The following is a 24,413-nucleotide window of genomic DNA, read 5'->3' as shown; positions in this document are numbered from 1 at the left end:
GGCCTCGTGCTTTGCCGTAGGGTTCGAGCATGACGCGAGAGTCCTATCCGGCGGCGCCACGCGAGGAAACCGCCGACGTCCTGCACGGCATCACCGTTCCCGACCCGTACCGCTGGCTGGAGGATCCCGAGAGCCCGGAGACGGAGCGGTGGCTGGTCGCGCAGGCCGAGCTGTTCAAGCGGGAGAGCGAGCCGCAGCGGTTCAAGTCGCGGATCGCCGAGCTGCTGAAGTCGGGGTCGGTGGGCGCGCCCGCGTGGCGCGGCGACCGCTACTTCTTCAGCCGCCGCACGCCGGAGCAGGAGCACGCGGTCTACTACGTGGTGGAGCCCGACGGGGCCGGCGGCACCGAGCGGGCGCTGGTCGACCCGATGGCGCTCGACCCGTCGGGGCTGACGACGCTGGACGCGGTGCAGCCCGACAAGGAAGGGCGGCTGCTGGCCTACCAGATCTCGGTGGGCGGCGACGAGGAGTCGGTGCTCTACGTGATCGACGTGGCGACGGGCACGCGGATCGAGGGGCCGATCGACCGCTGCCGCTACTCGCCGATCGCGTGGCTGCCGGGCGGCGAGGCTTTCTACTACGTACGCAGGCTGCCGAGCACGGAAGTGCCCGAGGACGAGCGTCAGTTCCACCGCCGCGTCTATCTGCACCGGGTCGGCACGTCCACCGAGGACGACGTGATGATCTTCGGTGACGGCATGAAGATGACCAACTACTACGGCGTGTCGGTGTCGCGCGACGGTCACTGGCTGCAGATCTCGGCCAGCGAGGGCACCGCCCCGCGCAACGACCTGTGGGTCGCCGACCTGACCGCCTCCCCCGCCGACCGGCCGGAGCTGCGGGTGGTGCAGGAGGACGTCGACGCGCAGACCGGGCTGGTGTTCGGCCGCGACGGCAGGCTGTACGTCCACACCGACCGTGACGCGCCCCGGGCCCGGGTGTGCGTCACCGACCCGTCCCGGCCGGAGTTCGAGGCGTGGCGCGACCTGATCCCGCAGGACCCGGAGGCGGTGCTGTCCGACTTCGCGATCCTCGACGACCTCGACAGCCCGGTGATGCTGGTGGGCTGGACCCGCCACGCGATCAGCGAGATCACCGTGCACGACCTGGCGACGGGCGAGCGGATCGGCCAGGTGCCGACGCCCGGCCTGGGCAGCATCGGCGGCATCTCGGAGCGGCCGGAGGGCGGCCACGAGGCGTGGTTCGGCTACACCGACAACACCACCCCGCCGACCATCCAGCGCTATGACGCGCGCACGGGCGAGACCACGCTCTGGGCGGCCTCGCCGGGCGCGGTGGACGTGCCGGAGGTGCGCACCGAACAGGTGGTCTACCGCTCCGGCGACGGCACCGACGTGCGCATGCTCATCATCTCGCCGGCCTCCGGCGAGGGCCCGCGCCCGACGATCCTCTACGGGTACGGCGGGTTCGGCATCTCGATGACCCCCGGCTACTCGGCGTCGATCCTGAGCTGGGTCGAGGCGGGCGGCGTGTACGCGATCGCCAACCTGCGCGGCGGCGGCGAGGAGGGCGAGGACTGGCACCGGGCGGGCATGCTCGCCCACAAGCAGAACGTGTTCGACGACTTCCACGCGGCGGCCGAGCACCTCATCGAGACCGGGGTGACCACGGCCGGGCAGCTCGGCATCTCGGGCGGCTCCAACGGCGGCCTGCTGGTGGGCGCGGCGCTCACCCAACGCCCCGAGCTCTACCGGGCCGTGGTGTGCTCGGCGCCGCTGCTCGACATGATCCGTTACGAGAAGTTCAGGCTGGGCGCGACCTGGAACGTCGAGTACGGTTCGGCCGACGATCCCGAGCAGTTCGGCTGGCTGCGCTCCTACTCGCCCTACCACCACGTCGAGGAGGGGGTGCGCTACCCCGCGACGCTGTTCACGGTGTTCCAGTCCGACACGCGGGTGCATCCGCTGCACGCGTGGAAGATGTGCGCCGCGCTGCAGCACGCCACCGCCGGCGACGGGCCGATCCTGCTGCGCAACGAGACCGAGGTGGGCCACGGCGCCCGCTCGATCAGCCGGACCGTCGACCTGTCGGCGGACACGCTCACGTTCATGGCCAGGCAGCTCGGCCTATAGTCGAAAGCATGAGCGAGCGGGGGCTGACCATGACCGGGTCGGCCCCCGCTCCTGCCCTGCGGCCATACGTCCACCGCCTGGCCGCCTACCGCGAAGACCACGGCGAGCCGTTGACCCGGGCCGAGGCGGCGGTCACCGGCGGAGTGCTGATCCTGGGGTTCGCCGCGCCGATGGAGGTGGACGGCGAGCGGCTGACCTCGTTCGGGGCGGGGCCGTCCGACCGGTTCACGCTCACCCGGATGACCAGGCCGACCGAGGGGGTCGAGGTCGCTCTGACCCCGTTCGGGGCCAGGCGGCTGTTCGGGATGCCGCTGCGGCTCCTGGTCAACCTGGCGGTGCCGGCGGAGGAGCTGCTCGGCCCGTGGGCGGCGGAGGCGGCCGGTCGGCTGGCCGCGGCGCCGTCCGCGCCTGAACGGCTGGCGCTGGCCGAGCGGCTGCTCACCGAGCGGTTCGCCGCCGGGCCCGAGCCCGATCCCGAGGTGCGGTGGGCGTGGGCGCGGCTGCTGGAGTCGGGCGGCGCGGTCCCGGTGGCGTCGCTGGCCGTGTCGCTGGAGCGCAGCCACCGCCACCTGGTGTCCCGCTTCCGCGACCAGGTCGGGCTGACGCCGAAGGCGGCGGCGCGGGTGATCCGCTTCCACCGGGCGGCGGCGCTGCTGCGCTCGGGCAGCGCGATCGCCGAGGCGGCGGCCGCGTGCGGCTTCTACGACCAGGCCCACATGAACCGCGAGTTCCGCACGCTCGCGGCGGTCACGCCCGGTCAGATTTCTCCAAGACCCCAGGCCGGCGGCCGTCCGACACTGGGCCCATGAAGGTTTACGCACTCGCCCGCTACCACGACTGCGCGGCCGCGGTCGACTTCCTCACCGGCGCCTTCGGCTTCGAGGTGCGCGAGGTGTCCAAGAACGACGAAGGCGTGGTCAGCCATGCCGAACTCCTGGTCGGCGACGACGTCATCATGCTCGGCCTGGGCAGCCCGGGCGGCCCGGGCGTCTACATCGCGGTCGACGACGCCGACGCCCACCACGACCGTGCCAGGAAGGCCGGCGCCCGGATCACCATGGAGCTGGTGGACCAGCCGTACGGGTCGCGCGAGTACGCCGCCGCGGACCCGGAGGGCAACATCTGGTTCTTCGGCACCTATCGCCCGTGATCCGGCCCGGGGCAGTGATCACGCATGCGCGTGCTCACCATGAACCTCCGGGCCCGCCACGGCGGCGGGGGACTTCGACGCCACGCCCGAGTCGGCGAGGAATACGTGCTGGTGCGCTGCGGGCCGCACGGCCCGCAGCTGCGGCTGGAGGCGTATTTCCGGGAGTTCGACCGGTGTGGGCGAGCGATCACTCCGGGGTGGTGGCCGGCTTCGGGAGGATGCCGTAGACCCGTGAGATCAGGTGGTCGGCGTTGCGTACCGTCCTCTGAAGTAGTGGCGCAGCACCCGGTGCCAGGGGTTGGCGCGGACGTCCAGCAGGGCGGCGACGCCGAGGCAGTACTTGCTGACGCTCACCGGGCGGACGCCCAGGCGGCGCAGCACGCGGTCGGCGGCGGCGTCGCCGTCGGCGGACTTCGACTCCAGCAGGACCCGGTCGCGCCGGGCCGGGAGCGCGCGCCGGCCGTCGTGGCAGACGAGGCCGCTGTCGCAGGTCAGCCGCGCGGCCCCGGACCGGTCGACCAGCGTGACCCGGCGGTAGTCGGTGGACAGCACCGGACCGAGCGACGCCGGGCGGGGCAGCCGCAGGCCGGTGGCCAGGGTGGTCGACAGGTAGTCGAGCGCCTCGGGGGTGAGCGCGTGCGCGGGCGCGCCGTCGTACGGGACGCGGTGCTTGTCGGTGCCGCCGCCCGCGCCCTTCAGCTTCACTTCCAGCCAGCGCCCGCCGCCGTCCAGGTACGTCCGCGTACGGATCTTGAAGCGGCGGCGGCGCTGCTGGCGGTGCTGACGGAACGTGAGCAGGTCCGGCGTGTCGAAGTAGGTGGAGGTGTAGCGGAACTGTCGCCGCCCGCCGATCTCCAGCACCTCGAACCGGTCCCCCAACTCTCCGGCCAGGCGGGTCATGACCGAGGCGGGCACCAGATACTTGTGGTCCACCCGGGTCATCAGCTTGGCGCGGGCGCTGACCTCCTCCAGCGTGACCGGGTCGAGGCCGGCCGCCACCCCGGCGAGCAGGACTCCCGCGTCGGGCCACTCGGTCATCGCCACGCCTCCGCCCGCCGCTCCGCCGGGACCTCGTAGCGGACGTCCACCACGGTGACGTCCCGTACGTAGTCGACCTGGCTCACCACGCACTGCAGCACCCGCCCGCCGAGCCGGCTCTCCAGGTCGGCGCGGAGCAGCGCGGGGTCGGTGTGCACCACGTCCAGCGTCACCAGCTGCTGATGGGTACGGCCCAGCAGGCGGGGATGGTCGGCCACATACATCACCGCCAGCAGCACCACGTCGAGGAAGAGCGCGGTCAGCGGCCAGCTCGCGGCGATGCCGTTGACCAGGCCGAGCGCGATGGCGACGAAGTAGTATGCGATCTCCTGCTGGGTGATCTCCGAGGAGCGGAGCCGGATGATGGCCAGCACGCCGAACAGGCCGAAGCCGACCGCCAGGTCCACCCGCTGGACCAGCATGAGCGAAACCACGGCGAAGATGCCCGTGTTCAGCGCCACGTAGGCGAAGAGCAGGTCGCGCCGGTGGTGGCGGCGGTAGTACAGGCCGTAAGCGAGCGTGACGATCGCGGCCAGGTCCATCGCGAGGGCGAGGAGCGTGGTCAGTCTCAAGAGGTCCTCCCGGGTCTTTCGCTGTCATGAACAGCGTCTCGCCCGGCGGTGAAGCGCCTGTGAGCCGATCGTGAGGACGTTCTCATCGAAGAAGTGCCGCCGGGGGCCCGGCGGCACTTCCGTTGTCAGCGGGCGAACACCACGACGTTGTCGCGGTAGCTGCGGCGGGCGCGGTCGAACGTGCCGCCGCAGGTGATGAGGCGGAGCTGGGCGCCCTCGCCCGAGCCGTACACCTCGTCGGGCACGCGGTCCTTGGGGTAGCGGGCCAGGCGTGACACGGTGAAGGTGACGGTGCTGCCGTCCGCCCTGTCCACGTGCACGCGGGCGCCCTTGCGCAGGTCGCGCAGGCGGAAGAACACGGCGGGGCCCGTCCTGGAGTCGACGTGGCCGGCGATGACGGCCACTCCCCGTTCCCCGGGCTCGGGGCCGCCCTCGTGCCATCCCACCCGGTCGAACGGCTCGGGTGCGATCAGGCGGCCCGCCTTGTCGAGTTTGAGCGGGATCACCTTGGTCGAGACGCCGATGGACGGGATCCGCAACCGCACGGGGTTCGCCGCCTCGACGGTGACACTCGCCGCCTGCGGGACGACCGCACCGTCAAGGGCACCCGCCACCTGTGGGGCAGCCGCACCGGCCAGGACACCCGCCGCTCGCGGGGCGCCGGGGGCGCACGCGACCGTCGCAACGAGAGCACCCGCCACCAGGGCGAGACTCCGGCGCCGCACGCTCACCGCCTGACCAGCCTGCGGCCGGCCCACGCGCCACCGGCGATCAGCACCGCTCCCACGCCCGAGGCGAGCGCGAGCGGCAACGCCGCCCCCTCCTCCCCACCCATCACCAGCGCCGCCCCACCGGCCCCGGTCTCGACCCCACCAGTCGGCCGATCGTCGTCATCGTCGGCCGCCCCACCGACCCCCGTCTCCACCCCACCCCTCGGACGATCGTCATCATCGTCGGCCACGCCACCGACCCCGGTCTCCACCCTGCCCTGCGGACGATCGTCGTCATCGTCGGCCGCCCCACCGACCCCCGTCTCCACCCCACCCCTCGGACGGTCATCATCATCGTCGTCGGCCGCCCCACCGACCCCCGTCTCCACCCCACCCCTCGGACGGTCATCATCATCGTCGTCGGCCGCCCCACCGACCCCCGTCTCCACCCCACCCCTCGGACGGTCATCATCATCGTCGTCGGCCGCCCCACCGACCCCCGTCTCCACCCCACCCCTCGGACGGTCATCATCGTCGGCGGTCGTTGTGACGGTTGACGGGGTGGTGGCGGTCGCCGGGGTGGCGAGGGTGGTAGCGGTGACGCCCATGCCCAGCACGATCCCGATGGCCGCGAGCGCGCGCCGCAGTTCCTGGCTCATCTCGTCCTCCTGGATTCCTCCGCACTCCCCGTGCGGACGACTCCAAGTCTGGGATCCACCGGTTGGCCCCCCATGAGCACGTGATGAGAGTCCCTTCACCCAGGGGCGCCCTCGGCCTTCAGCCGGTAGCCGGTCCCCCGTACCGTCTCGATACGGTCGGCGCCGAGCTTGCGGCGCAGGTAGCGCACGTACACGTCCACCACGTTCGAGCCCGGGTCGAAGTCGAACCCCCACACGTGGCTGAGCAGCTGCTCCCGCGTCAGCACCTGGTCGGGATGGCGGCAGAACACCTCCGCGAGCGCGAACTCCCGCGTCGACAGATCCACCGACCGCTCCCCCACGTACGCGCGCCGGGTCCGCAGGTCGAGCGCGAGGTCGGCGACCCGCAGCACGGTCACCTCGGGGCTGCGGTCGGCGCGCAGCCGCAGCCGCACCCGCGCCAGCAGCTCCTCGAAGGCGAACGGCTTGGCGATGTAGTCGTCGGCCCCGCCCTCCAGCCCCGCCACCTTGTCGGTGACGCTGTCACGGGCCGTCAGGATGATCACGGGGATGCCGACCTTGGACTCCCTGAGCCGCCGCAGCACCGTGAACCCGTCGCTCAGCGGCAGCCCGATGTCCAGGATGAGCAGGTCGAAAGCGCCGCTTCCCGCCATGTCGTAGGCGGCCAGGCCGTCGCTGACCACGGCGGTGACGAAGCCGTTGCCGCGCAGCCCTTTCTCCACGAAGGAGGCGATCCGCGCCTCGTCCTCGGCGATCAGGATCCGGTTCACCGCAACTCCCGCATCGGAATGGTCATCACGAAGCACGCCCCGCCTCCGGGGGCGTCCTCCACCCGGACGGTGCCGCCGTGGGCCTCGGCGATGGACCTGACGATGGCCAGGCCGAGCCCGGCGCCCTCGTGCGTACCGGAACGCTCGCCGGCGCGCATGAACCGCCGGAAGATCCGCTCCCGGTCGGCCGGCGGCACTCCCGGCCCGTCGTCGCGCACCCACAGCCGTACGAAGCCGTCCTGGACGGCGGAGCCGACGGCGATCTGGCCGTCGTCGGCGGTGTGGCGCACGGCGTTGGCCGCGAGCTGCATGAGCGCCTGTGTGAGCCGCTGCCGGTCGGCGGGGATGCGCGCCTCGGCGACCTCGTCGACCCGCCAGCGCCGTTCGCCGAGCGCCCGCGCCTTGGCGACGACGCTGACGGTCAGGTCGGCCAGCTCGACCTCGTCGATGTCGAGGAAGCCGGGCTGTTCGGCCTTGGCGAGCGTGAGCAGGTCGTCGACCATGCGGTTCATCCGGTCCAGCTCGTCGGTGACCAGGGCGAGGGTCTCGGCCCTGTCGTCGGGGTCGTCGCCCATCAGCTCCAGGTGGCCGCGGATCACCGTGATGGGGGTGCGCAGCTCGTGACCGGCGTCGTCGACGAAGTCCCGCTGCACGGCGAAGGCGTGCTCCAGCCGGTCGAGCATCCGGTTGAAGGTGCCGGCCAGCTCGGACACGTCGTCGTCGCCCGGCACGTCGAGCCGTCTGGTGAGGTCGGAGGAGCCGCTGATCCGTTCGGCGGTCTGCCCCACCAGCCGGATCGGCGCCAGCACCCGCCCCGCCACGAACCAACCGGCCGCGCCGGCCAGCGCGAGCGCGGCCAGCGAGGCGAGGGCGAGCACGCGGATGGCGTTCAGCACCTCCTCGCGGTAGTGGTCGTAGAAGACGGCGATGACCAGCTGGCCCCGGCGGGCGTCGCCGTTCACCTGGACCGGGATGACGGCGTAGCGGACGGTGCCGGCGGCGCTCTCGGTCTCGCCGCTCGCCGGCTCGGTGACCTGCCCCAGACGCGCCACCAGCGCGTCGTCGGTGTCGAGCCGGGCCAGCGGCGGAATCCCGGTGATCTTGTGCGGCCGGTCGTCGAGGATCGTGAAGAACGTCTCCCATTCGTCGGGCGGGTTGTAGGAGAGGTATCCGCTGAGCAGGGTGTCCACGTCCCGGACGTCGACGGCGGTCGCGGCGTAGCGGCGCAGCTTCTCCGCCTCGTTGCCGAACTCGGCGTCGATCCGGTCGTCGATCAGGCGGTCGAGGATCGCCCAGGTCGCGAAGATCGCGATGAACAGGGCGAGGGAGACGACCGCGAGCATCCAGCCGACGATCCGGCCGCGCGCGGTCACCCGCATGCCGGCGAGCCGTCAGTCGTCGTCATCGTCATCATCGTCGTCGTCATCGTCGTCGCCGCCCGGCCTGGGTGACGGGGGCCTGACGGGCTCGGCCTTCGTCTCGCGCGGCGACGGAGACGCTGACGGCGTCTTCTCGGCGGTGGCGGGCGTGGCCGTCTCAGCGGCGGCGGACGTCTCGGTCCCGGCGTCCGGCGTCGCGGCGCCGTCCCCGGTCTCCGTGGCCCCCGGCGGCTCGTTCGAGACCACGACGGGCCCGCCGAGCTCGGGGCCGCCGGCCGCGACCCGCATGAACCCGATCGTCACGGCCACGGCCACGAGCAGCCCGGCCAGGATGGCGAGGAGAGGTGCTCGGCTCTTCATACGCTCCAGCATGCCGGGACATGAGGAGAGAGACCTGAGTCTGAGATGAGAGAACTCTCATCTGACGTGGTCAGCCGGGCAGCGTCTCCCCGCCGATCGGGGCCAGCACCTCGCCCGTGTAGTACGACGACATCAGGTCCGAGGCGAAGAACACGTACGAAGGAGCGATCTCGTCGGGGTCGGCCGCCCGCTTCATCGGCACCTGCTTGCCGAACTGCTCGACCTTCTCCTCGGGGAAGGTGGCGGGGATGAGCGGTGTCCAGACCGGCCCAGGCGCCACCGCGTTGACCCTGATGCCCCGGTCGACCAGGTTCTGCGCCATCGCGTAGGTGAAGGCGTTGATCGCGCCCTTCGTCGCGGAGTAGTCGAGGAGTGTCTTGTTGCCGCGCAGGCCGTTGATCGAGGAGGTGTTGACGATGGCCGAGCCCTCCCCGAGGTGGGGCAGCGCGGCCTTGGTGACGCGGTAGTAGCTGTGGATGTTGACCGCGAACGTGTGCTCCCACTGCTCGTCGGTCAGCTCCTCCAGCGAGTCGACCGGCTGCTGGTAGGCGACGTTGTTCACGACGACGTCCAGGCCGCCCAGCTCGGAGACGGCGCGCTCGACGACCTGGACGCAGTGGTCGCGGTCCGCCAGGTCGCCGGGGAGCAGCACGCAGCGCCGCCCTTCGGCCTCCACCAGCTTCCTGGTGTGGTCGGCGTCGTCGTGCTCGCTCAGGTAGGCGATCGCGACGTCGGCGCCCTCCTTGGCGAAGGCTACGGAGACGGCGCGGCCGATGCCGGAGTCGCCGCCGGTGACGAGCGCCCGTTTGCCGGACAGCAGGCCCCGGCCCTCGTAGCGGCGCATCTCGTCGCGTGGCTCCGGAGCCATCTCGCCGGTGCCGCCCGGGTACTGCTGGGTCTGCGGCGGTGGTGTGGAGTTCGGTTCTTCAGGCATGTCCAGCGCGTGCCCCGGCTGGGGCACGGCTAACACCGGGGTCAGCGGGGGAACACGATGGTCTTGTGGCCGTCGAGCAGGACCCGCTGCTCGGTGTGCCATTTGACCGCCCTGGCCAGGGTCAGGCTCTCGACGTCGCGCCCGATGGCGGCCAGGTCTTCCGGTGAGTGGCTGTGGTTGACCCGGGCGACCTCCTGCTCGATGATCGGCCCCTCGTCGAGGTGGGACGTCACGTAGTGGGCGGTCGCGCCGATCAGCTTGACGCCGCGGTCGTGGGCCTGGTGGTAGGGCTTGGCGCCCTTGAAGGACGGCAGGAACGAGTGGTGGATGTTGATCGCCCGCCCGCTCAGCTTCGCGCACAGCTCCTCGGACAGCACCTGCATGTAGCGGGCCAGCACGACCAGGTCGACCTGGTAGCGCTCGACCAGCGCCAGCACCTCGGCCTCCTGCTTCGGCTTGGTCTCGGGCGTGACCGGCAGGTGGTGGTAGTCGATGCCGTGGGACTGGGTGAGCGGGCGCAGGTCGGGATGGTTGGACACGACCGCGACGACCTCGAGGTCGAGCGCGCCGCTGCGGACGCGGTAGAGCAGGTCGTTGAGGCAGTGGTCGAACCGGCTCACCATGATGAGCACCTTGGGCTTCCTCGCCAGGTCGCGGAGCTGGAACTCCATGCGGAGGTCCGAAGCCAGGGCGGCGAAGGCGGCCCGCACCTCGTCCTCGCCGACCGGCGAGGTGAACTGCACCCGCATGAAGAACCGCTCGCTCTCGCGGTCACCGAACTGCTGGCTCTCGGTGATGTTGCAGCCGTGCCTGGACAGCAGGCTCGACACGGCGGCCACGACTCCGGGCCGGTCGGGACAGGACAACGTGAGGACGTACTCGGCAACGCTCATGGATCGCTCTCGGTGAGGTCTGCGCGACTGAATCCATCGAGGTTACCGCCCCCGGGAAGCGCGGTCTCCCCTGCCTTATGCGCCCGATCTTGGGTAGATATCCGCTATACACAGCTTTTGCAGGAGGTTGCCCATGCCCGCGGACGTCGTCGTGCTCGTCGCGGTCGCAGGGCTGTTCGCGATCGTGTCCGGCATGAACGACGGCGGGGCGCTCCTGGCGACCGGGCTCAAGCTGCCGGCGATGCGACCGGCGACCGGGATCCTCGCCATGGTCGTGGTGATCGCGCTGGTTCCGCTGGCCACCCACCAGGTGGCGCTGACGTTCGTGAACCGGCTGGCCTCCTTCGACGGGCCCGGCGGGCGGGCGGCGACCTCGATCGCCGTGCTGAGCGCGATGGCCGTGGTCACCTTCCTGACCATGAAGGGCCGCCCGACCAGCCTCACGCTGGCCCTCGTCGGCGGGCTCACCGGGGCGGGCCTGGGCTGGGGCCTGCCCGTCTCGGGGCCGTACGTGGCGCTGGTGCTGGCCTTCGGCCTGGCCGCGCCGATCGTGGGCGGCCTGGTGGCGTGGGCGGTGACGACGCTGGTGGTGCGGTTCGCCAGCGCCGACCGGCTGAGCGGCCTGCACCGCGCCGGGTTCGTGGTGCAGATCATCGCGTACGCTGCCAACGACGGACAGAAGATGCTCGCCATCTTCATGATCGCGCTGAGCTTCTCCGACGCGCCGCTGCCGTACACGACCCTGACGGCCGTGCTGTTCGGGCTCGGAGCGATGTACGGGCTCCCGAAGGCGGGCCGCACGCTCAGCCGCGAGATCATCGCCTTCCGCCCGCTGCACGGCGTGGCGGCGGAGCTGTCGGCAGGGTCGGCCGTGCTCGGCTGCTCCGCCGTGGGCATGCCGGTCAGCATGACGCAGGCGATCGCCGGCGGGCTGATCGGCGCGGGGGTGGTGCGCGGCAGCGGCCGGGTCCGCTGGTACGCGGCCGTGAAGATCGTGGTCGCCTGGCTGCTGACGCTGCCGGCCAGCGGCGTGCTGGGCGCGGTGGCGGCCTACGCCGGAAAGGGAGTGATGATGTGAAGGGCGGCAGGCTGGTGAGGCGGCTGCGCAGGATCCGTGACCTGCTGACGGGGCACATGGACACCGCGCTGTCGGACGCGCTGCTCGGGCAGTTGAAGGCCACCAAGGAGGGCGCGTGGCTGGCCATGGCGATGATCGGCGGCGAGGTGGGCAGGACGGGCGCGCACGAGCAGATGCGCACCATCGAGCACCTCGGCGACGAGGAGCGCCGCCAGCTCGTCGAGGAGCTGGAGTCGGCCCTGATCACGCCCATCGACCGGGAGGACCTGTTCAGGCTGTCGCGCTCGATCGACGACGTGCTGGACTCGCTGCGCGACTTCGTCCGCGAGTCGCACCTCTATCGCGTGCCCGACCAGATCCGCTTCACCCCGCTGCTCGACCAGGTGATCGTCGGCATCGACGCGCTGGAGACCGCCGTCCGCGACCTCGTCTCCAGCCCGTCGGCCGTGCCGCACGACGCGCTGGAGGCCAAGAAGGCCGGCAGCGCGATCCGGCGGATGTACCAGTATGAGATCTCGCGCATCTTCTCCGGCGAGCTCACGAACGACCGCATGAAGGAGCGCGAGCTCGTGCGCCGTCTGGAGATCGTGGGCATCGCCATCGGCGAGGCGGCCGACGCGATCGCCGACGGCGCGATGAAACGCTGAGTCATGCCGGGCCGCCCGGCGCCCACGCTCCCCGGACCGTCTTCAGGACGTCACAGGCCCCTCACCGCAGGCCGAGCGCGGGGGCGAGGAGCTCCAGCTGGCGCAGGGCGTCGTCGAGGTCGGGGCCGCCGGGCGACAGCGGCTGGATCGCCACGTGGTCGGCGCCCGCGCCGAGGTGCGCCCGCACCCGCTCGGCCACCGCGTCCGGGCTCCCCCAGCCCACGATCGCGTCCACCAGCCGGTCGCTGCCGCCGCCGGCGAAGTCGTCGTCGGTGTAGCCGAGATCGCGCAGGTTGTTGAGGTAGTTGGGCAGGGAGAGGTAGACGGACATGTGGTCGCGGGCGATCTCGCGGGCCCGCGTCGGATCGGTCTCGACGAGCACCGCCTGCTCGGGCATGAGCAGCTTGCCCGGCCCCAGGATCTCCCTGGCCCGCTCGCTGTGCTCGGGCGGCACGAAGTAGGGGTGGGCGCCGTCGGCGCGGTCTCTGGCCAGCTCCAGCATGCCGGGGCGGAGCGCGGCGAGCAGCCGGGGCGCGTCGACCTCCCGGTGGTGCTTCGCCGTCTCGTCCATGCCGTCCAGATAGCGGCGCATCGCGGTGAGCGGCTTGGCGTAGTCGTGGCCGCGCGCGTTGACCAGCGGCGCGTGGCTGACGCCGAGCCCGGCGATGAAGCGGCCGGGGAAGGCTTCGCCCAGCGCGAACCTGCTGCCCGCCATGGCCGCCGCGTCGCGTGACCAGATGCTGGCGATGCCGGTGCCGACGGCGATCCGGCGGGTGGCCGCCAGGAGGATCGCCGCGGACACGAGCGGGTCCTTGCTGCCTGGGCCCTCGCCCACCCAGACGGACCCGTACCCGAGCTCCTCGGCCCGGGCGGCCGCCCGGCCGCCGGTCTCGCCCGGCGCGTTGCCGAAGAGGGGATGCCAGACCCCGACATGTCCGATGTTCACCGCGCGCTCCTCGCGACTAAGATGTTCGATCGAGATGGAACACTACACCGACGTTCGATCCCCATCGAACACGACACGCGGCCCCGTCCACGTCTCCCCCGCCGAGGCGACCCTCCAGGCGGCCCTCGACGCGCTCGGCGACCCCGTCCGCCGTCGCATCGTCCGCGAGCTGGCCGGGGTGCCCGACTGGAGCCGCGCCTGCGCCGCCTTCCACCACCTGCCGGTCGCCAAGTCCACGCTCAGCCACCACTTCGCGGTGCTGCGCGGCGTGGGGCTGCTGGAGCAGCGCGAACAGGGCGCGCGCCGGCTCAACCGGCTGCGCCGGCCCGAGTTCGACGCCCGCTTCCCCGGCCTCCTGGCCCTGGTCCTCGACGAGGACGAGACGTGACGGCCGTCAGCGCCCGCCCGGCCGCCAGGGTGGTCTGCCTCGACCGCGACGGCCGGGTGCTGCTGCTCCACTGGCACGACAAGGTCAGCGGCGCCGACCTGTGGGAGCCGCCGGGCGGCGGCCTCGACCCCGGCGAGACGCCCCTGCAGGCCGCCCGGCGCGAGCTGACCGAGGAGACGGGCCTGCCGGGCTCGGCCGTCGAGGACCGCTGGGTCGCCGTCGACCGCGACTTCCCGTGGCTGGGGGTACGTTACGTCAAGAGCGAGCGGTTCTACCTCGCCCGCTTCCCCGAGGCCCGCCCGCCGGTGGACCCCGGCGAGCTCACGGAGGAGGAGCGCGAGGCCTACCTGGGCTGCGTCTGGGCGGAAGACCTGCCGGACAGCGTGCAACCGCCGAACCTGGCCGAGGTGATCGAGGAGCTCACCGGGCGGTGCGACCGTCCGGACGGTCACGCCTGGTAGCCCAGTTCGGTCAGCGACATGGTCAGGAGCGAGCGCAGGAGGGGCCCCGCCACACGCTCGTGCTCGGCCTCGACGGACAGCCCGGCCAGCACGTCGGCGCGGTAGGCGTCGCGTTCGCCCGCGTCCGCGTAGGGCTGCGCGGTCAGCGCGACCACCACCGTCGCGCGGGTGTCCTCCGACGGCAGCACCGCCACGGCGTGGGTGCGCAGGCAGGTCTCGTCGGGCTCGCCGAACCAGCCGCACTTCACCCCCGACCCGGGCGCGGCCAGCGCCTCCCTGACGCCGAACGCCTGCTGACCCTCCACCTGCCGCATCCACTCCAGCACGTCGCCGGCCACCGGGTCGCCGGCCAGCGCCGCCTGGGCGAGCGCCGCGTACGCCGTCGCCACCTCGTCGGCGGCCACCTCGATGGACCCGAACCTGGACGGGTCGCCGTTGTGCATCGGCCAGGAGACCCCGGTGCGCTGGTAGATGTCGTCCAGGATGACCAGCGGCCCGACGGCCAGCCACAGGCTGCGGGTGTCGGCGTTGGACGAGATGACCACGGCCGGCTCGGCGTGGCGTCGCCATCGCTCGGCGTCGGGGATGCGACCCGCGGTGACCCACGCGTACAGCGGCTTGAGCAGGGAGGCGCAGCGCAGCCGGTGCGGGCCGGAGCGGACGGCGAGGGTCCGGGCGGGCGGGCCGCCGTGCCCTCGGCTGATGCCCGCCGTCTGCGCGCTCGCGCCCGGCTGGAGATCGCGTAGCAGCTCGTTGAAGCCCACGCACCCACGGTAGTCCCCAAGGCCCGTCCGGGCAGGGCATTCCGATGCCTCACGAAGTGTCGGGGGTCCAGCGGCCTTCGTACCAGTCGAGTGACGGCGGGTCGCCGGGCAGGGGCGTGGCGCCGGGGGCGCGCAGGCCGTCGAGCGCGATGGCCAGGAGCCGCTGCTTGAACCGGTCCTGCAGCTCGTCCGGTGGCCCAGGAGCCGGCCTGCTGAACTGCTCGATCAGCAGCGACACGTCCAGCTCCGTCACGTCAGCCCGCAGCGCCCCGGCCTCGCGGGCCCGCGCGACGAGCCGGCCGGCCAGCTCGGTGGCCTGTCTCGCGGTGCGCGACATCTCGCCGGTGACCTCGATGGTGCCCGCCACCGGCGCCAGCGCCCCGGACCCGAAACCGACGCAGGCCCGCACGTACCCGGCGAACCCCTCCCACGGGTCGTCCTCCGCGAGCCCGGCCGAGGCCGCCTCCACCACCCGATCCATGGCGATCAGGCACAGCCGCTGCAGCAGCTCCTCCTTGGTGCGGTAGCGGCGGTAGAGGCTGCCCATGCCCAGCCCGGCGCGCTTGGCGATGGCCGACACGGGGGCGTCGAAGCCCTGGGTGGTGAACACCTCGTGCGCGGCCCGCAGCAGCCGCAGGTCGTTGCGCGCCGCCTCGGCCTGCCTGCCGCGCCTGCTCATGCCGTACAGGATAGCCGCCTTGCGGAGCGCAGCGCTCCGATATACCGTCGCGATCGGAGCGGAGCGCTCCGGTTGAGGAGAGGTGTGTCATGCGTGCGGTGATGTTGAGGAAGTTCGGCGGCCCGGAGGCGCTGGTCGCCGAGGAGGTGCCCGATCCGGTGCCCGGGCCCGGGCAGGCGCTGATCGAGGTGGCGGTCGCCGGTGTGACGTTCGTGGAGACGCAGGTACGGGCCGACCGGGGGCCGCGCACCGCCGAGCTGCCCGCGATCCTCGGCAACGGCGTGGCGGGCACCGTGCGGGCGGTGGGCGAAGGCGTGACGGGGTCGCTGGTGGGCGCCCTGGTGGTGAGCACGCTGGGCGGCTACGGCGGTTACGCGGAGCTGGCCGTGGCGGGCGCCGGCGACCTGATCCCGATCCCCGGCGGCGTCTCGCCGGAGCACGCGGTGGCGTTGCTGGCCGACGGCCGCACCGCCATCGGCCTGGCCCGCGCCGCCGGGCCGAAGCCGGGCGAGTGGGTGCTGGTGGAGGCGGCGGGCGGCGGCGTCGGCAGCCTCCTGGTCCAGCTCGCGGTGGCCGCCGGCGCCCGGGTGATCGGTGCGGCGAGCAGCGCGGCCAAGCGCGGGCTCGCCGCCGAGCTGGGCGCCGAGCTGACCGTGGACTACACCGAGCCGGGCTGGGCCGACCGGGTCCGCGACGCGACAGGTGCGCTGGACGTGGTCTTCGACGGGGTGGGCGGCGAGATCGGCGCCACCGCCGAGACGCTGCTGCGCGACGGCGGCCGGATGAGCGTCTACGGCATGGCGGGCGGCCCGATGACCACTCCGGGCCCGCGCGTGACGGCGGTCCCCTGGCCCGCCACCGACCTGCGCGAGCTGTCCAGGGCCGCGCTGGAGGAGGCCGCGGCGGGACGGCTCCGCCCCACGATCGGCCTGGTGCTCCCGCTGGAGTCAGCCGCCGAAGCACACGCCGCCATCGAGGCCCGCCAGGTAACCGGCAAAACCCTCCTCACTACCGCACCCTCCGCCGACGCCTGACCACGCGGCGGGCAACCGGGGACGCTTTCCCTCGGCGAGGGGACGTGGCAGTGGAGCCGGGGTTGGGTCAGTGGTGGGTCGCGCGGGCTTCGTCGGCTTCGGCCTCTTCGGTGCGGCCGAGTGCGCGCAGGGCGACCGCGCGGTTGGCGTACAGGTCGGGCTGGGGGCCCAGCTCGATCGCCCGGGTCAGGTCGGCGACCGCCCCGGCCGGATCGCCGGCCTCGTACCGGAGCACCCCCCGGTTGCCCCAGGCGGCCACCAGCGAGGGCGCCCGGTCGATCGCCAGGTCCAGCGCCCGGCGCGCCTCCCGCAGCCGTCCCGCCGCGGTCTCCAGCTGGCCGAGCACCGTGAGCAGGTGCGGGTTCCCGGGCGCGCAGGCGAGCCCGGCCTCGACGTCCGCCCGCGCCTCCGCGTCCCGCTCCAGCGCGGCGAGCAGCCCGGCCCGGTTGATGTACGCGTCCACGTAGGCGGGATCGAGCTCGATCACCCTGGCCAGGTCGGCCAGCGCGCCCGTCACGTCGTCCTGGGCGATGCGGAGCTCCGCCCGGTTGTAGTGCGCCTCGGGCAGCGGCGGCCCGGCCGCCAGCGCCGACTCGTAGTCCGCCAGCGCCTCGGCGTGCCGGCCCAGCTTGAACAGCAGGTTGCCGCGGTCCACGTAGTAGTCGGGGAACATCGGGTCGACGGCGATGGCGGCGGAGAAGTCCTCCAGCGCCTCCTTGGTCCGCCCCAGCCCGGCCAGCAGCTGGGCCCGGTTGGCCAGCAGCACCATCCGGTGCACCGGGTGCCGCTCCCCCAGCTCCCCGGCCAGCTCGATGGCCGACTCGACCAGCGCCAGCGCCTCGGACAGGCGGCCCTCGCGCAGCTCGACGAGCGCCAGCCCGTTGCGGTCGAAGCCGAGCTTGAACGCCCGCTGCCCGGGGTCGGGCAGCAGCGTCGAGATGGCGATCGCCTGGTTGATCCACCCGCGCGCCCTGCCTAGGTCGCGCCGCGCCCGGTCGGGGTCGCGGGCGTCCAGCATGGCCAGCCCGTACGCGGTCGCGGCGTGCACGGCCGGGTCCTGGCTGGACCGGCGCGCCCCCTCCCACACGACGCGCGCCTCGGCCCGCCGGTCGAGGCCGCCGAGCGCGGTCGCGGTGCGCTGGGCGAGGCGCCACCACGGCTCGCCGCCGGGCCCGGCCAGCGTCAGCGCGCGCTGCCCCAGCTCGGCCACCGCGTGCAGGAAACCCTCTCGTACGCACCGGTCCACGAGCGTCCACAGCTCGGCGGCGTCCCGCGTGTCCGGCGGCGGCTCCGGGCCGTCCGCGTACACGGTGATCGCCAGGACGGCCGGCGGGATCCTGCGCATGAGCACGTCGAGCAGCTCGGTGTCGGTGGGGTCGGCGTGGTCCCCGTTGCAGACGGCCAGGGCGAGGCCGGGCTCCACGACCTGCCGGACGAACTCGGCGACTCCGTTGGCCAGCCGGAGCGTGCGGCGGGGCGCGGGGACGAGGATGCGCTCCTCGTCGGACAGCCGCGCGTCGAGGGTCACCCGCCTGGCGGGCACGAGATCCGCGAGCGCGGGCGCGACGGCCCTGATCTCGATGTCATGCTCGGCCACCAGCTCGGGGCGCCGGTCGAGGGCCTCCGGCACCAGTCCCCCCAGAAGCGCCGCGCCGACGGTGTAGGGGCCGAGCGGCTGCCGATGACCGTCGATCACGGGCATCAGCAGCCGCGCGTTCCCGAACCGTACGGGCGGACCGCCCGGAGCTCTGAGGTGGGACCGTTCCTCTGTCACCCCTTGTGAATGACGCTGGAGGTCCCACCGAGCCGCGCGGTTCCGGGCTTGCGGACGACGATGCGCTTCATCATGCACCTCTTCACTGGAGTAATATTCATTATTCGGACACTCCAGCGAATATCAAGATATATACCCAATAAGTCAGAGTATAATTACTGAGAAGCGTTCATTATTTCTCCCGCCTATACCCCTATTGTGGCCGAAACCGGCAGGGGTACGTCGCCCCCGATCTTTTGTCGCCGGGTTCGTTCATGAGCTCACACAGGCAACGGCCCAGCCGCGGCTCCGAATCGCAGCACCCCTCCGCGTTCTCGTTCCTGGCCCGGACGATGCGGCTGGCCCGCTCGATGAGCCGCTCCAGGCTCGGCTCCCCCGTCCCCTTGGCCGCACGGCCAGGCCACAGGCACGCGTCGGCGCCCCCGCACGGACCGGGCGGGAGCGCCGGCGGCACCTTGCCGTTCAGCATCAGCGGGTCCCCCCGCTTGACCTTCAGCTCGCCCAGCACCCGGGACGCCCGCCGCGAGACCATGAGCAGGTCACGGCGGCGCGACTGGGGCTCGTCCAGCGCGGCCCCGGGCGACGGCACCGCCAGCAGCATCGCCGCCGCCATCAGCCCGCCCCCGAGCAGCATGCTCCAGCCCAGCTGCTCGCCGAACCAGATCACCGCGATGGCCGCCACCCAGAAGGGCTGCGACGACATCAGCACGGCACTGGGCACCGCCGACACGTACGCCTGCCCGTACGAGCGAGCCAGGAAGCCGAGCGCGCACGACACGACGGACAGGTGGCCGAGCACCACCCAGTCGGACGTCTCGCCAGGCAGCGTGATCCCGTCGCGCACGGCCAGCCCGCCGGTCAGCAGGCCGATGACCCCGAGCTGGATGACCGTCAGCGCGTACGCGTCGAACTGCTCGCCCTTCCTGGACAGGCGGCCCAGCAGCAGCGTGTGACCCGAGTACAGCGCCGCGGCGCAGAGCGTCACCCCGAGGGCCAGGAGCGAGAAGCCGCCGTCCTCGATGCCGCGCAGCAGCGTGAACACGGTCATGCCGGCCATCGCCAGCACCACCCCGATCCACACCCGGTACGGCACCTTGGCCTTGAACAGCGCCAGCGCCATGACCGGTGTGATCACGACACTGCACCCGACGGCGAACCCCGAGACCGCCGCGGGCAGGCTGTAGAGGGCCACGGCCTGCGCGCTCTGCCCCACCCCGAACATGACCCCCAGGATGACCCCGTTGATCCACGTCCGCCGCGACAGCCCCCACAGGCACCTGGGACGGATGAGGAGCAGCGTCAGAGCCGCCAGCGTGTAGCGCTCGGCGAGCAGATCCTCGACTGGTAAGCGGTGGATGAGATCCTGCATCAGCGGGAAGGCCGACCCCCATGCGGCGCTGACGAACAACAGAAGCACGGCTCCCATGAGGGGTCGGGGAGCGGGCACGACTGCCATGTTCGGAAGCATCTCACTACGGATCACGGCGGCCGGATCGCCGATGGTCTGCGGTGATGTTCCTCTACCACCGGGAGTGAAGAGCCTCACTCGAAGGACCGGACATCCTTATCCTCTAAATCCGGAGATCCGGCAATTCCCCACATACCACCGCCCCCTCTTCGGCCGTATCTGCCAACCGCCCAGCGCGTACATCAAAAGGAGAAAGCGCCCGAAACGGGCGCTTTCTCCGACATATCCTTAAATTTCAGCAGGTGCGGGTGCCAGTCGCTTCTCCCCGTAGACGACCGTGAGCTCGCCCACCTGCTCCCGCGCGACCTCCCGCCACCCGTGCCGCTCGTACAGCACCAGCGCGGCCCCCTGGTTGAGCGTGGTGTCGCCGCTCAGCCGGCGGAAACCCAGCTCGGCCGCGCGCTGTTCGAGCGCGGAGAGCATGGCGGAGCCGAGGCCGCGCCCCTGGAACGCCGGGTGCACGCGCAGCCGGCACACCTCGGCGGTCGCGCTGTCGACCGGTTTCAGCCCGCCCATGGCGACGACCCTCCCGTCGGCCTCGCCGACCAGGAAGTCGCCCCCGCACGCCAGGTAGATCTCCTGGATGCGGGGGAAGTCGTCGTCGTAGTAGACCCCGTCGCCCGGCACCAGCCCCACCTCGGCGAGGCAGATCTGATGGAGGGCGAGGATGGCGTCGAGGTCAGACCACCGGTAGCGGCGGATCCTCATGCACCGCCGGTCCCTTCTCCCCCGACGGGCTGCGGGGACCGCACCTGCTCCTCGTAGGCGGCCAGGCCCGGGTGGCCGGGCTCACGGGCCCGGATCGCCTGCAGCAGCGCGAGGGCCGGACGCATGATGAAGTCGGTGCGATATTCGGGCCCGAGCAGGCGCAGCGCCTCGGTGCCGATCCGCAGCGCCTCGCCCGTCTCGCCCTCGATCAGCCGGCACTGCGCCTGGTCCAGCCTGATCAGCGTCTGGTCCAGGATGTGGTCCTGGTACTGGTGCAGCGCCTGGTCGAGCACGAGGTCGGCCTCCAGCGTCTGCCCCAGCTTGGTCAGCACGTCACCCTGGTAGAAGTAGAGCTGCTTCTCCGTGTAGCCGAAGGCCATGTCCTCGCGCTCCTTCCCCTTGATGTGGGAGAAGGCGTTGCGCGCCCGCGCGAGCGCGCGCTTGGCCTGGTCGACGACCTCCTTGCGGCTGTCGGTGCCCGAGAGCATGGCCAGCGCCCTGGCCTCCACGACCGGGGCCATGGCCTGCGCCGCGCACGGCGTCTGGCCTGCCAGGTCGCGGCTCTTCTTGGCGAGGTTGAGCGCCTCGCGGGCGTCGCCGTAGTAGAGCGGGACGAGCGCCTCACGTGCGGTCACCCACGCGCGCAGGGCCCGGTCGCCGGTCTCGTCGGCGGCGGTGCGGCCGGTGCGGAAGAACGACCGGGCGAGCCGGTGGTCGCCCAGGTTGATCATGATCATGCCGCTCAGCCCGGAGAGCTGGGCGGCCATCCGGCACAGCCGCTCCTGCAGGTCGATGGGCTGGCGCCGGGTCATCGCGTTGCGTACCGCGCTCAGCTCCAGCAGCACGTCGCAGAGCAGCCGGAGCGGCGCCGTGGTCGTGTACTGCCGGCCGAACGCGAGCGTGGCCTCCTCCCACTGGTCGAGCATGGCGGGAGAGACGGTGGACGACACGAGCGTGTAGTCCATCCGCCGGCGGATGCCCTCGCAGGCGCCCAGCACCGGGCCGGTGAGCTTGGTGGCCCCTGCGTCGTTGTTGGTCAGCAGGTTGAGGAGCGCACGCCGGAGGATGTTCTCGTCCTCCTCGCTGTCGACGTTCTTGTCGGGGTGCAGCGAGGGGGTGCGCAGCTCGGTCGGCTCGGGCAGCGCCGCGCCGTGACGGCCGTTCACGTCGGCGCCGCCCGCGAGGACGCCGGGCATCCGGTGGCCATGGCCGCAGATGCACGGCCCGTCGTAGCCGAGCGAGGGGGGCTCGACGCGGTAGACGGTGCACAGATAGTGGAGGTATTCGGGGCCGGGGCGTTTCAGCCCGCTCTCGTACGCCGACAGCAGGGTCTCCCCGATGCCCGGGGCCGGCTTCTCGTCGCGTTCGAACAGCGCTCTGACCTGTTCGATGACGTCGGCGAGCGCGATGCCGTGGGCCAGGCGGTGACCCTTGATCTTGGTTGTGCCGAACTGCGCGCCACAGGTTTCGTGGATCTCTTCAGCGATCTGGGCAGCGGTGCGGCCGACGGCAAGGCCCTTGGCCCTGATCCGACGAGCCATTTCCGTTTCCCTGTGCTGTCTGCCGGACATCCCGGCCCCTCTCACGCATGTGTCCCGACCGGCTCATCACCCTAGTCACTGAGAGTAGCGTCCAGGTTGCGGTCCGCCTAGCCTCGACTATGGCCTAATGATGGCGTGTTGAAAACGCCTCCTTGAAGGCTAGGGATAAGGATCGTCCTCCGGCGGACTGTTTCTTACATTCCGGGAGTGACAAGGCGACTCCCCGTGAGCATGTATGTCGCGTTGCGCAACCAGCCGACATGAGTCATCTTTGGCCCACCGCAACGATTCGAGGGAGGACGAAAGGTGGGGGACGACAACTTCGGGCATCTTGAGCGCCTGGTGTCGGAGCTCGACGCCCGCGGGTTGCTCGCGCGAGTGGTCCGGACCCAGAGTGGCAGGGTCTTCGTCAGGGTCATCAATCCGAAGGCGACGAGCCTGTCCGAGAACGTCACCTGTCGCGTCGCGACCGACATTCCCGACTGGTGGTACTGCTGGTCCTGGGGGGAACGGCTGCACACCGTCGACGACCCGGCCGGTGCGGCGACCAAGGTCGCCCGCGTGCTCGCCGCGGTGGGAGAGTGACCGGGCGGTGAACCGGGTGGAGCGCAGCCACCGCGGCTCACCGTCATCACCGCGGCTCCACGGAGCCGGCGGGACGGCCGGTGCGGAGAGCCGCGCACCAGCGCGGACTCTGGCCGTCCCGCCGACTCCGGTTACTCTGCGTAACTATCGAGACCCGCTTTTCGGCCTGGCCGGAAAGCGCTCGGGGCCCCCTCCCCGGAGACGGCACGGGACACGCTTCCGGGTGCGTGACCCGTCCGAGCCGACCGTCATCGGAGCGTCAGGTTCCTCCCTCCGCGGCCCAGGGCCTGATGACCCCGTCTTCCCCGGCGTGATGTGACGGCGGCCGGTTCGACCGGCGGTAAATTTGGGGCGTATCCGGCCCCGTACCGCCGGTCGAATCGTTTTCCGAGGAGGACCCTTCAGTGTTCCTGCTGTCGCCGCCGTCGCCCGAACCGACCACCTCCATGGTCCCGGACCTCGACGAGGTGAGCACCAAGATGGCGGAGATCTGCGAGGGGGACACACTCCTCTGCTCAGTGCTGGCCGGCTGGATGGACAACGCGAGCTGGGCGCCGCTGGTGGCCAGCGCGATCACGATCGTGCTGATCCTGATCATCGGCTTCCTGGTGCGCAACATCGTCAACCGCGTCATCACGCGGGTCATCAACCGGGCCGCCAACCGCCCGGTGGGCCGCTTCCGCAAGGGCACGGTCACGGCGGGCGTGGACGCCCTGCTGCACGAGCGCCGCAAACAGCGGGCCGAGACCATGGGCTCGGTGCTCCGGCACATCGCCACCATCGTCATCATCGGCACGACCCTGCTGACCGTGCTGGACCGGCTGACGATCCCCATCGCGCCGCTGCTCACCAGCGTCGGCATCCTCGGCGTGGCCATCGGCTTCGGCGCCCAGGAACTGGTCAAGGACTTCATCGCGGGCATGTTCATGCTGCTGGAGGACCAGTACGGAGTGGGTGACGTGATCGACGCGGGCGCCGCCATCGGCACCGTCGAGGCGGTCACCCTGCGCGTCACCCGGCTGCGCGACGAGGACGGCCGGGTGTGGTACGTGCGCAACGGCACCATCACCCGCGTCGGCAACGAGTCGCAGGGCTGGTCGCGCGCCTACGTGGACGTGCCGGTCCCCTACGACAGCGACATCACCACCGTGCGGGTGGTGCTGGAGAACGTCGCCGAGGAGATGTGGGCCGACGCCGAGCTGCGCGAGGCGGCCGTCGTGGAGCCCCCGCAGGTGTTCGGCGTGGAGCAGCTCTCCGACAGCAGCATGGTCTTCCGCCTGTCGGCCAAGACCCTGCCGGCCAGGCAGGGAGAGGTGGCGCGGGAGCTGCGGCTGCGGGTCAAGGCGGCGCTCGACGCGGCGGACATTGCGATGGTCGGCTGAGCATAGGCTGGGGTCGTGACTGAAACCTCCTTCTACGAGGCCGTCGGGGGCGAGGAGACGTTCCGGCGGCTCGTGCGCCGTTTCTACGAAGGGGTGGCGGAAGATCCCCTGCTGCGCCCGATGTATCCCGAGGCCGACCTCGCCGGCGCGGAGGAGCGGCTGCGCATGTTCCTCGTCCAATACTGGGGCGGCCCCGGCACCTACAGCCAGCAGCGCGGGCACCCGCGGCTGCGGATGCGCCACGTGCCGTTCGTGATCGGCCAGCAGGAGCGCGACGCCTGGCTCAAGCACATGCGTGACGCCGTCGACGACCTCGGCCTGACCGAGGAGCAGGAGAGCCGGCTCTGGACCTATCTGGTCAACGCCGCCCACAGCCTGGTGAACTCTCCGACGTAGCGGG

27 protein-coding genes are annotated in these 24,413 nt (G+C 71.8%); 11 read left to right on the top strand and 16 right to left on the bottom strand.

Annotation, left to right across the window (positions count from 1 at the left end; genetic code table 11):
• The first annotated feature begins 29 nt into the window (after positions 1-29).
• From FR742_RS05470 to FR742_RS05460, 3 genes are read left to right on the top strand one after another with little or no spacing between them, the layout of a single operon-like run.
• Positions 30-2,093 (top strand): prolyl oligopeptidase family protein, encoded by a 2,064-nt coding sequence (locus FR742_RS05470; protein ID WP_148029915.1) that lies wholly within the window; start codon positions 30-32, stop codon positions 2,091-2,093.
• An 8-nt stretch (positions 2,094-2,101) separates the two neighbouring features.
• Positions 2,102-2,902, top strand: a complete 801-nt coding sequence (locus FR742_RS05465) for an AraC family transcriptional regulator (RefSeq protein ID WP_148029914.1) — start codon at positions 2,102-2,104, stop codon at positions 2,900-2,902.
• Positions 2,899-3,243 carry a VOC family protein gene (locus tag FR742_RS05460; protein ID WP_148029913.1) on the top strand — a complete coding sequence of 115 codons (345 nt, stop codon included), beginning with the start codon at positions 2,899-2,901 and terminating at the stop codon, positions 3,241-3,243. Before FR742_RS05465 ends, FR742_RS05460 begins: the two co-directional genes overlap by 4 nt.
• Positions 3,244-3,480: 237 nt before the next feature.
• On the opposite strand, the gene FR742_RS05455 is transcribed toward FR742_RS05460, so the two are convergent.
• From FR742_RS05455 to purU, 9 genes are all read right to left on the bottom strand, one after another.
• Entirely contained in the window at positions 3,481-4,281 is an 801-nt protein-coding gene (locus tag FR742_RS05455) for a polyphosphate polymerase domain-containing protein (protein ID WP_148029912.1), read from the bottom strand.
• The gene (locus tag FR742_RS05450; RefSeq protein ID WP_148034361.1) at positions 4,278-4,823 is read right to left on the bottom strand and encodes a DUF4956 domain-containing protein; all 546 of its coding nucleotides are present in this window, start codon (positions 4,821-4,823) and stop codon (positions 4,278-4,280) included. The genes FR742_RS05455 and FR742_RS05450 overlap by 4 nt, the downstream gene beginning before the upstream one ends.
• 155 nt (positions 4,824-4,978) lie before the next feature.
• Complete coding sequence (locus FR742_RS05445; RefSeq protein ID WP_261808369.1) at positions 4,979-5,467, bottom strand: class F sortase; 489 nt, start codon at positions 5,465-5,467, stop codon at positions 4,979-4,981.
• A 113-nt stretch (positions 5,468-5,580) separates the two neighbouring features.
• A complete protein-coding gene (locus FR742_RS05440; protein WP_148029910.1) occupies positions 5,581-6,222 on the bottom strand; it encodes a hypothetical protein in 642 nt (213 codons plus the stop codon).
• Positions 6,223-6,317: 95 nt separating this feature from the next.
• On the bottom strand, positions 6,318-6,992 hold the full coding sequence (locus FR742_RS05435) for a response regulator transcription factor (protein ID WP_148029909.1): 675 nt from the start codon (positions 6,990-6,992) through the stop codon (positions 6,318-6,320).
• Positions 6,989-8,371, bottom strand: coding sequence for a HAMP domain-containing sensor histidine kinase (locus FR742_RS05430; protein ID WP_222708843.1), 1,383 nt, complete (start codon positions 8,369-8,371; stop codon positions 6,989-6,991). Before FR742_RS05430 ends, FR742_RS05435 begins: the two co-directional genes overlap by 4 nt.
• Positions 8,372-8,383: 12 nt before the next feature.
• Positions 8,384-8,731: a hypothetical protein gene (locus tag FR742_RS05425; RefSeq protein WP_148029908.1), complete on the bottom strand. Its 348-nt coding sequence runs from the start codon at positions 8,729-8,731 to the stop codon at positions 8,384-8,386.
• 70 nt (positions 8,732-8,801) lie between these two features.
• Complete coding sequence (locus tag FR742_RS05420) at positions 8,802-9,665, bottom strand: SDR family oxidoreductase (RefSeq protein ID WP_148029907.1); 864 nt, start codon at positions 9,663-9,665, stop codon at positions 8,802-8,804.
• A 41-nt stretch (positions 9,666-9,706) separates the two neighbouring features.
• Entirely contained in the window at positions 9,707-10,558 is an 852-nt protein-coding gene (gene purU, locus FR742_RS05415; RefSeq protein WP_148029906.1) for a formyltetrahydrofolate deformylase, read from the bottom strand.
• A 133-nt stretch (positions 10,559-10,691) separates the two neighbouring features.
• Here purU and FR742_RS05410 point away from each other — a divergent pair, with 133 nt between their 5' ends.
• Together FR742_RS05410 and FR742_RS05405 are read left to right on the top strand one after the other, a co-directional pair.
• On the top strand, positions 10,692-11,636 hold the full coding sequence (locus FR742_RS05410; protein ID WP_148029905.1) for an inorganic phosphate transporter: 945 nt from the start codon (positions 10,692-10,694) through the stop codon (positions 11,634-11,636).
• The gene (locus tag FR742_RS05405) at positions 11,633-12,283 is read left to right on the top strand and encodes a DUF47 domain-containing protein (RefSeq protein ID WP_261808368.1); all 651 of its coding nucleotides are present in this window, start codon (positions 11,633-11,635) and stop codon (positions 12,281-12,283) included. Before FR742_RS05410 ends, FR742_RS05405 begins: the two co-directional genes overlap by 4 nt.
• A gap of 61 nt (positions 12,284-12,344) precedes the next feature.
• Here FR742_RS05405 and FR742_RS05400 read toward each other — a convergent pair whose 3' ends face one another.
• The gene (locus FR742_RS05400) at positions 12,345-13,229 is read right to left on the bottom strand and encodes a TIGR03620 family F420-dependent LLM class oxidoreductase (RefSeq protein ID WP_148029904.1); all 885 of its coding nucleotides are present in this window, start codon (positions 13,227-13,229) and stop codon (positions 12,345-12,347) included.
• Positions 13,230-13,263: 34 nt separating this feature from the next.
• On the opposite strand from FR742_RS05400, the gene FR742_RS05395 reads away from it, so the two are divergent.
• Both FR742_RS05395 and FR742_RS05390 read left to right on the top strand, forming a co-directional pair.
• A complete protein-coding gene (locus tag FR742_RS05395; protein WP_148029903.1) occupies positions 13,264-13,617 on the top strand; it encodes a helix-turn-helix transcriptional regulator in 354 nt (117 codons plus the stop codon).
• Entirely contained in the window at positions 13,614-14,078 is a 465-nt protein-coding gene (locus tag FR742_RS05390; RefSeq protein ID WP_148029902.1) for an NUDIX hydrolase, read from the top strand. Before FR742_RS05395 ends, FR742_RS05390 begins: the two co-directional genes overlap by 4 nt.
• Here FR742_RS05390 and FR742_RS05385 read toward each other — a convergent pair.
• Together FR742_RS05385 and FR742_RS05380 are read right to left on the bottom strand one after the other, a co-directional pair.
• On the bottom strand, positions 14,066-14,842 hold the full coding sequence (locus FR742_RS05385; protein WP_148029901.1) for a hypothetical protein: 777 nt from the start codon (positions 14,840-14,842) through the stop codon (positions 14,066-14,068). The genes FR742_RS05390 and FR742_RS05385 overlap by 13 nt on opposite strands.
• A gap of 49 nt (positions 14,843-14,891) precedes the next feature.
• Positions 14,892-15,521 carry a TetR/AcrR family transcriptional regulator gene (locus FR742_RS05380; RefSeq protein ID WP_261808367.1) on the bottom strand — a complete coding sequence of 210 codons (630 nt, stop codon included), beginning with the start codon at positions 15,519-15,521 and terminating at the stop codon, positions 14,892-14,894.
• A gap of 89 nt (positions 15,522-15,610) precedes the next feature.
• Here FR742_RS05380 and FR742_RS05375 point away from each other — a divergent pair, with 89 nt between their 5' ends.
• Entirely contained in the window at positions 15,611-16,555 is a 945-nt protein-coding gene (locus FR742_RS05375) for a zinc-binding dehydrogenase (protein ID WP_148029900.1), read from the top strand.
• 67 nt (positions 16,556-16,622) lie between these two features.
• Here the strand turns inward: FR742_RS05375 and FR742_RS05370 are convergent, their stop codons facing one another.
• The 4 genes from FR742_RS05370 to FR742_RS05355 all read right to left on the bottom strand — a co-directional run bounded on the left by FR742_RS05370 (position 16,623) and on the right by FR742_RS05355 (position 22,046).
• Positions 16,623-18,329 carry a tetratricopeptide repeat protein gene (locus FR742_RS05370; RefSeq protein ID WP_261808366.1) on the bottom strand — a complete coding sequence of 569 codons (1,707 nt, stop codon included), beginning with the start codon at positions 18,327-18,329 and terminating at the stop codon, positions 16,623-16,625.
• A gap of 193 nt (positions 18,330-18,522) precedes the next feature.
• A complete protein-coding gene (locus tag FR742_RS05365) occupies positions 18,523-19,746 on the bottom strand; it encodes a DMT family transporter (protein ID WP_187281008.1) in 1,224 nt (407 codons plus the stop codon).
• Between the two features lie 279 nt (positions 19,747-20,025).
• On the bottom strand, positions 20,026-20,505 hold the full coding sequence (locus FR742_RS05360; protein ID WP_148029898.1) for a GNAT family N-acetyltransferase: 480 nt from the start codon (positions 20,503-20,505) through the stop codon (positions 20,026-20,028).
• Positions 20,502-22,046 (bottom strand): XRE family transcriptional regulator, encoded by a 1,545-nt coding sequence (locus tag FR742_RS05355; protein WP_261808365.1) that lies wholly within the window; start codon positions 22,044-22,046, stop codon positions 20,502-20,504. The genes FR742_RS05360 and FR742_RS05355 overlap by 4 nt, the downstream gene beginning before the upstream one ends.
• 306 nt (positions 22,047-22,352) lie before the next feature.
• Between FR742_RS05355 and FR742_RS05350 the strand changes: the two genes are divergently transcribed.
• The 3 genes from FR742_RS05350 to FR742_RS05340 all read left to right on the top strand — a co-directional run bounded on the left by FR742_RS05350 (position 22,353) and on the right by FR742_RS05340 (position 24,409).
• Positions 22,353-22,631: a hypothetical protein gene (locus tag FR742_RS05350; protein ID WP_148029896.1), complete on the top strand. Its 279-nt coding sequence runs from the start codon at positions 22,353-22,355 to the stop codon at positions 22,629-22,631.
• Positions 22,632-23,035: 404 nt separating this feature from the next.
• On the top strand, positions 23,036-24,013 hold the full coding sequence (locus FR742_RS05345) for a mechanosensitive ion channel family protein (RefSeq protein ID WP_148029895.1): 978 nt from the start codon (positions 23,036-23,038) through the stop codon (positions 24,011-24,013).
• Positions 24,014-24,028: 15 nt separating this feature from the next.
• A complete protein-coding gene (locus tag FR742_RS05340) occupies positions 24,029-24,409 on the top strand; it encodes a globin (RefSeq protein WP_148029894.1) in 381 nt (126 codons plus the stop codon).
• Positions 24,410-24,413 lie beyond the last annotated feature (4 nt).

Source organism: Nonomuraea sp. C10, from assembly GCF_008017515.1.
Lineage (GTDB): Bacteria > Actinomycetota > Actinomycetes > Streptosporangiales > Streptosporangiaceae > Nonomuraea > Nonomuraea ferruginea.
This window is presented reverse-complemented; position numbering and strand designations above follow the sequence as displayed.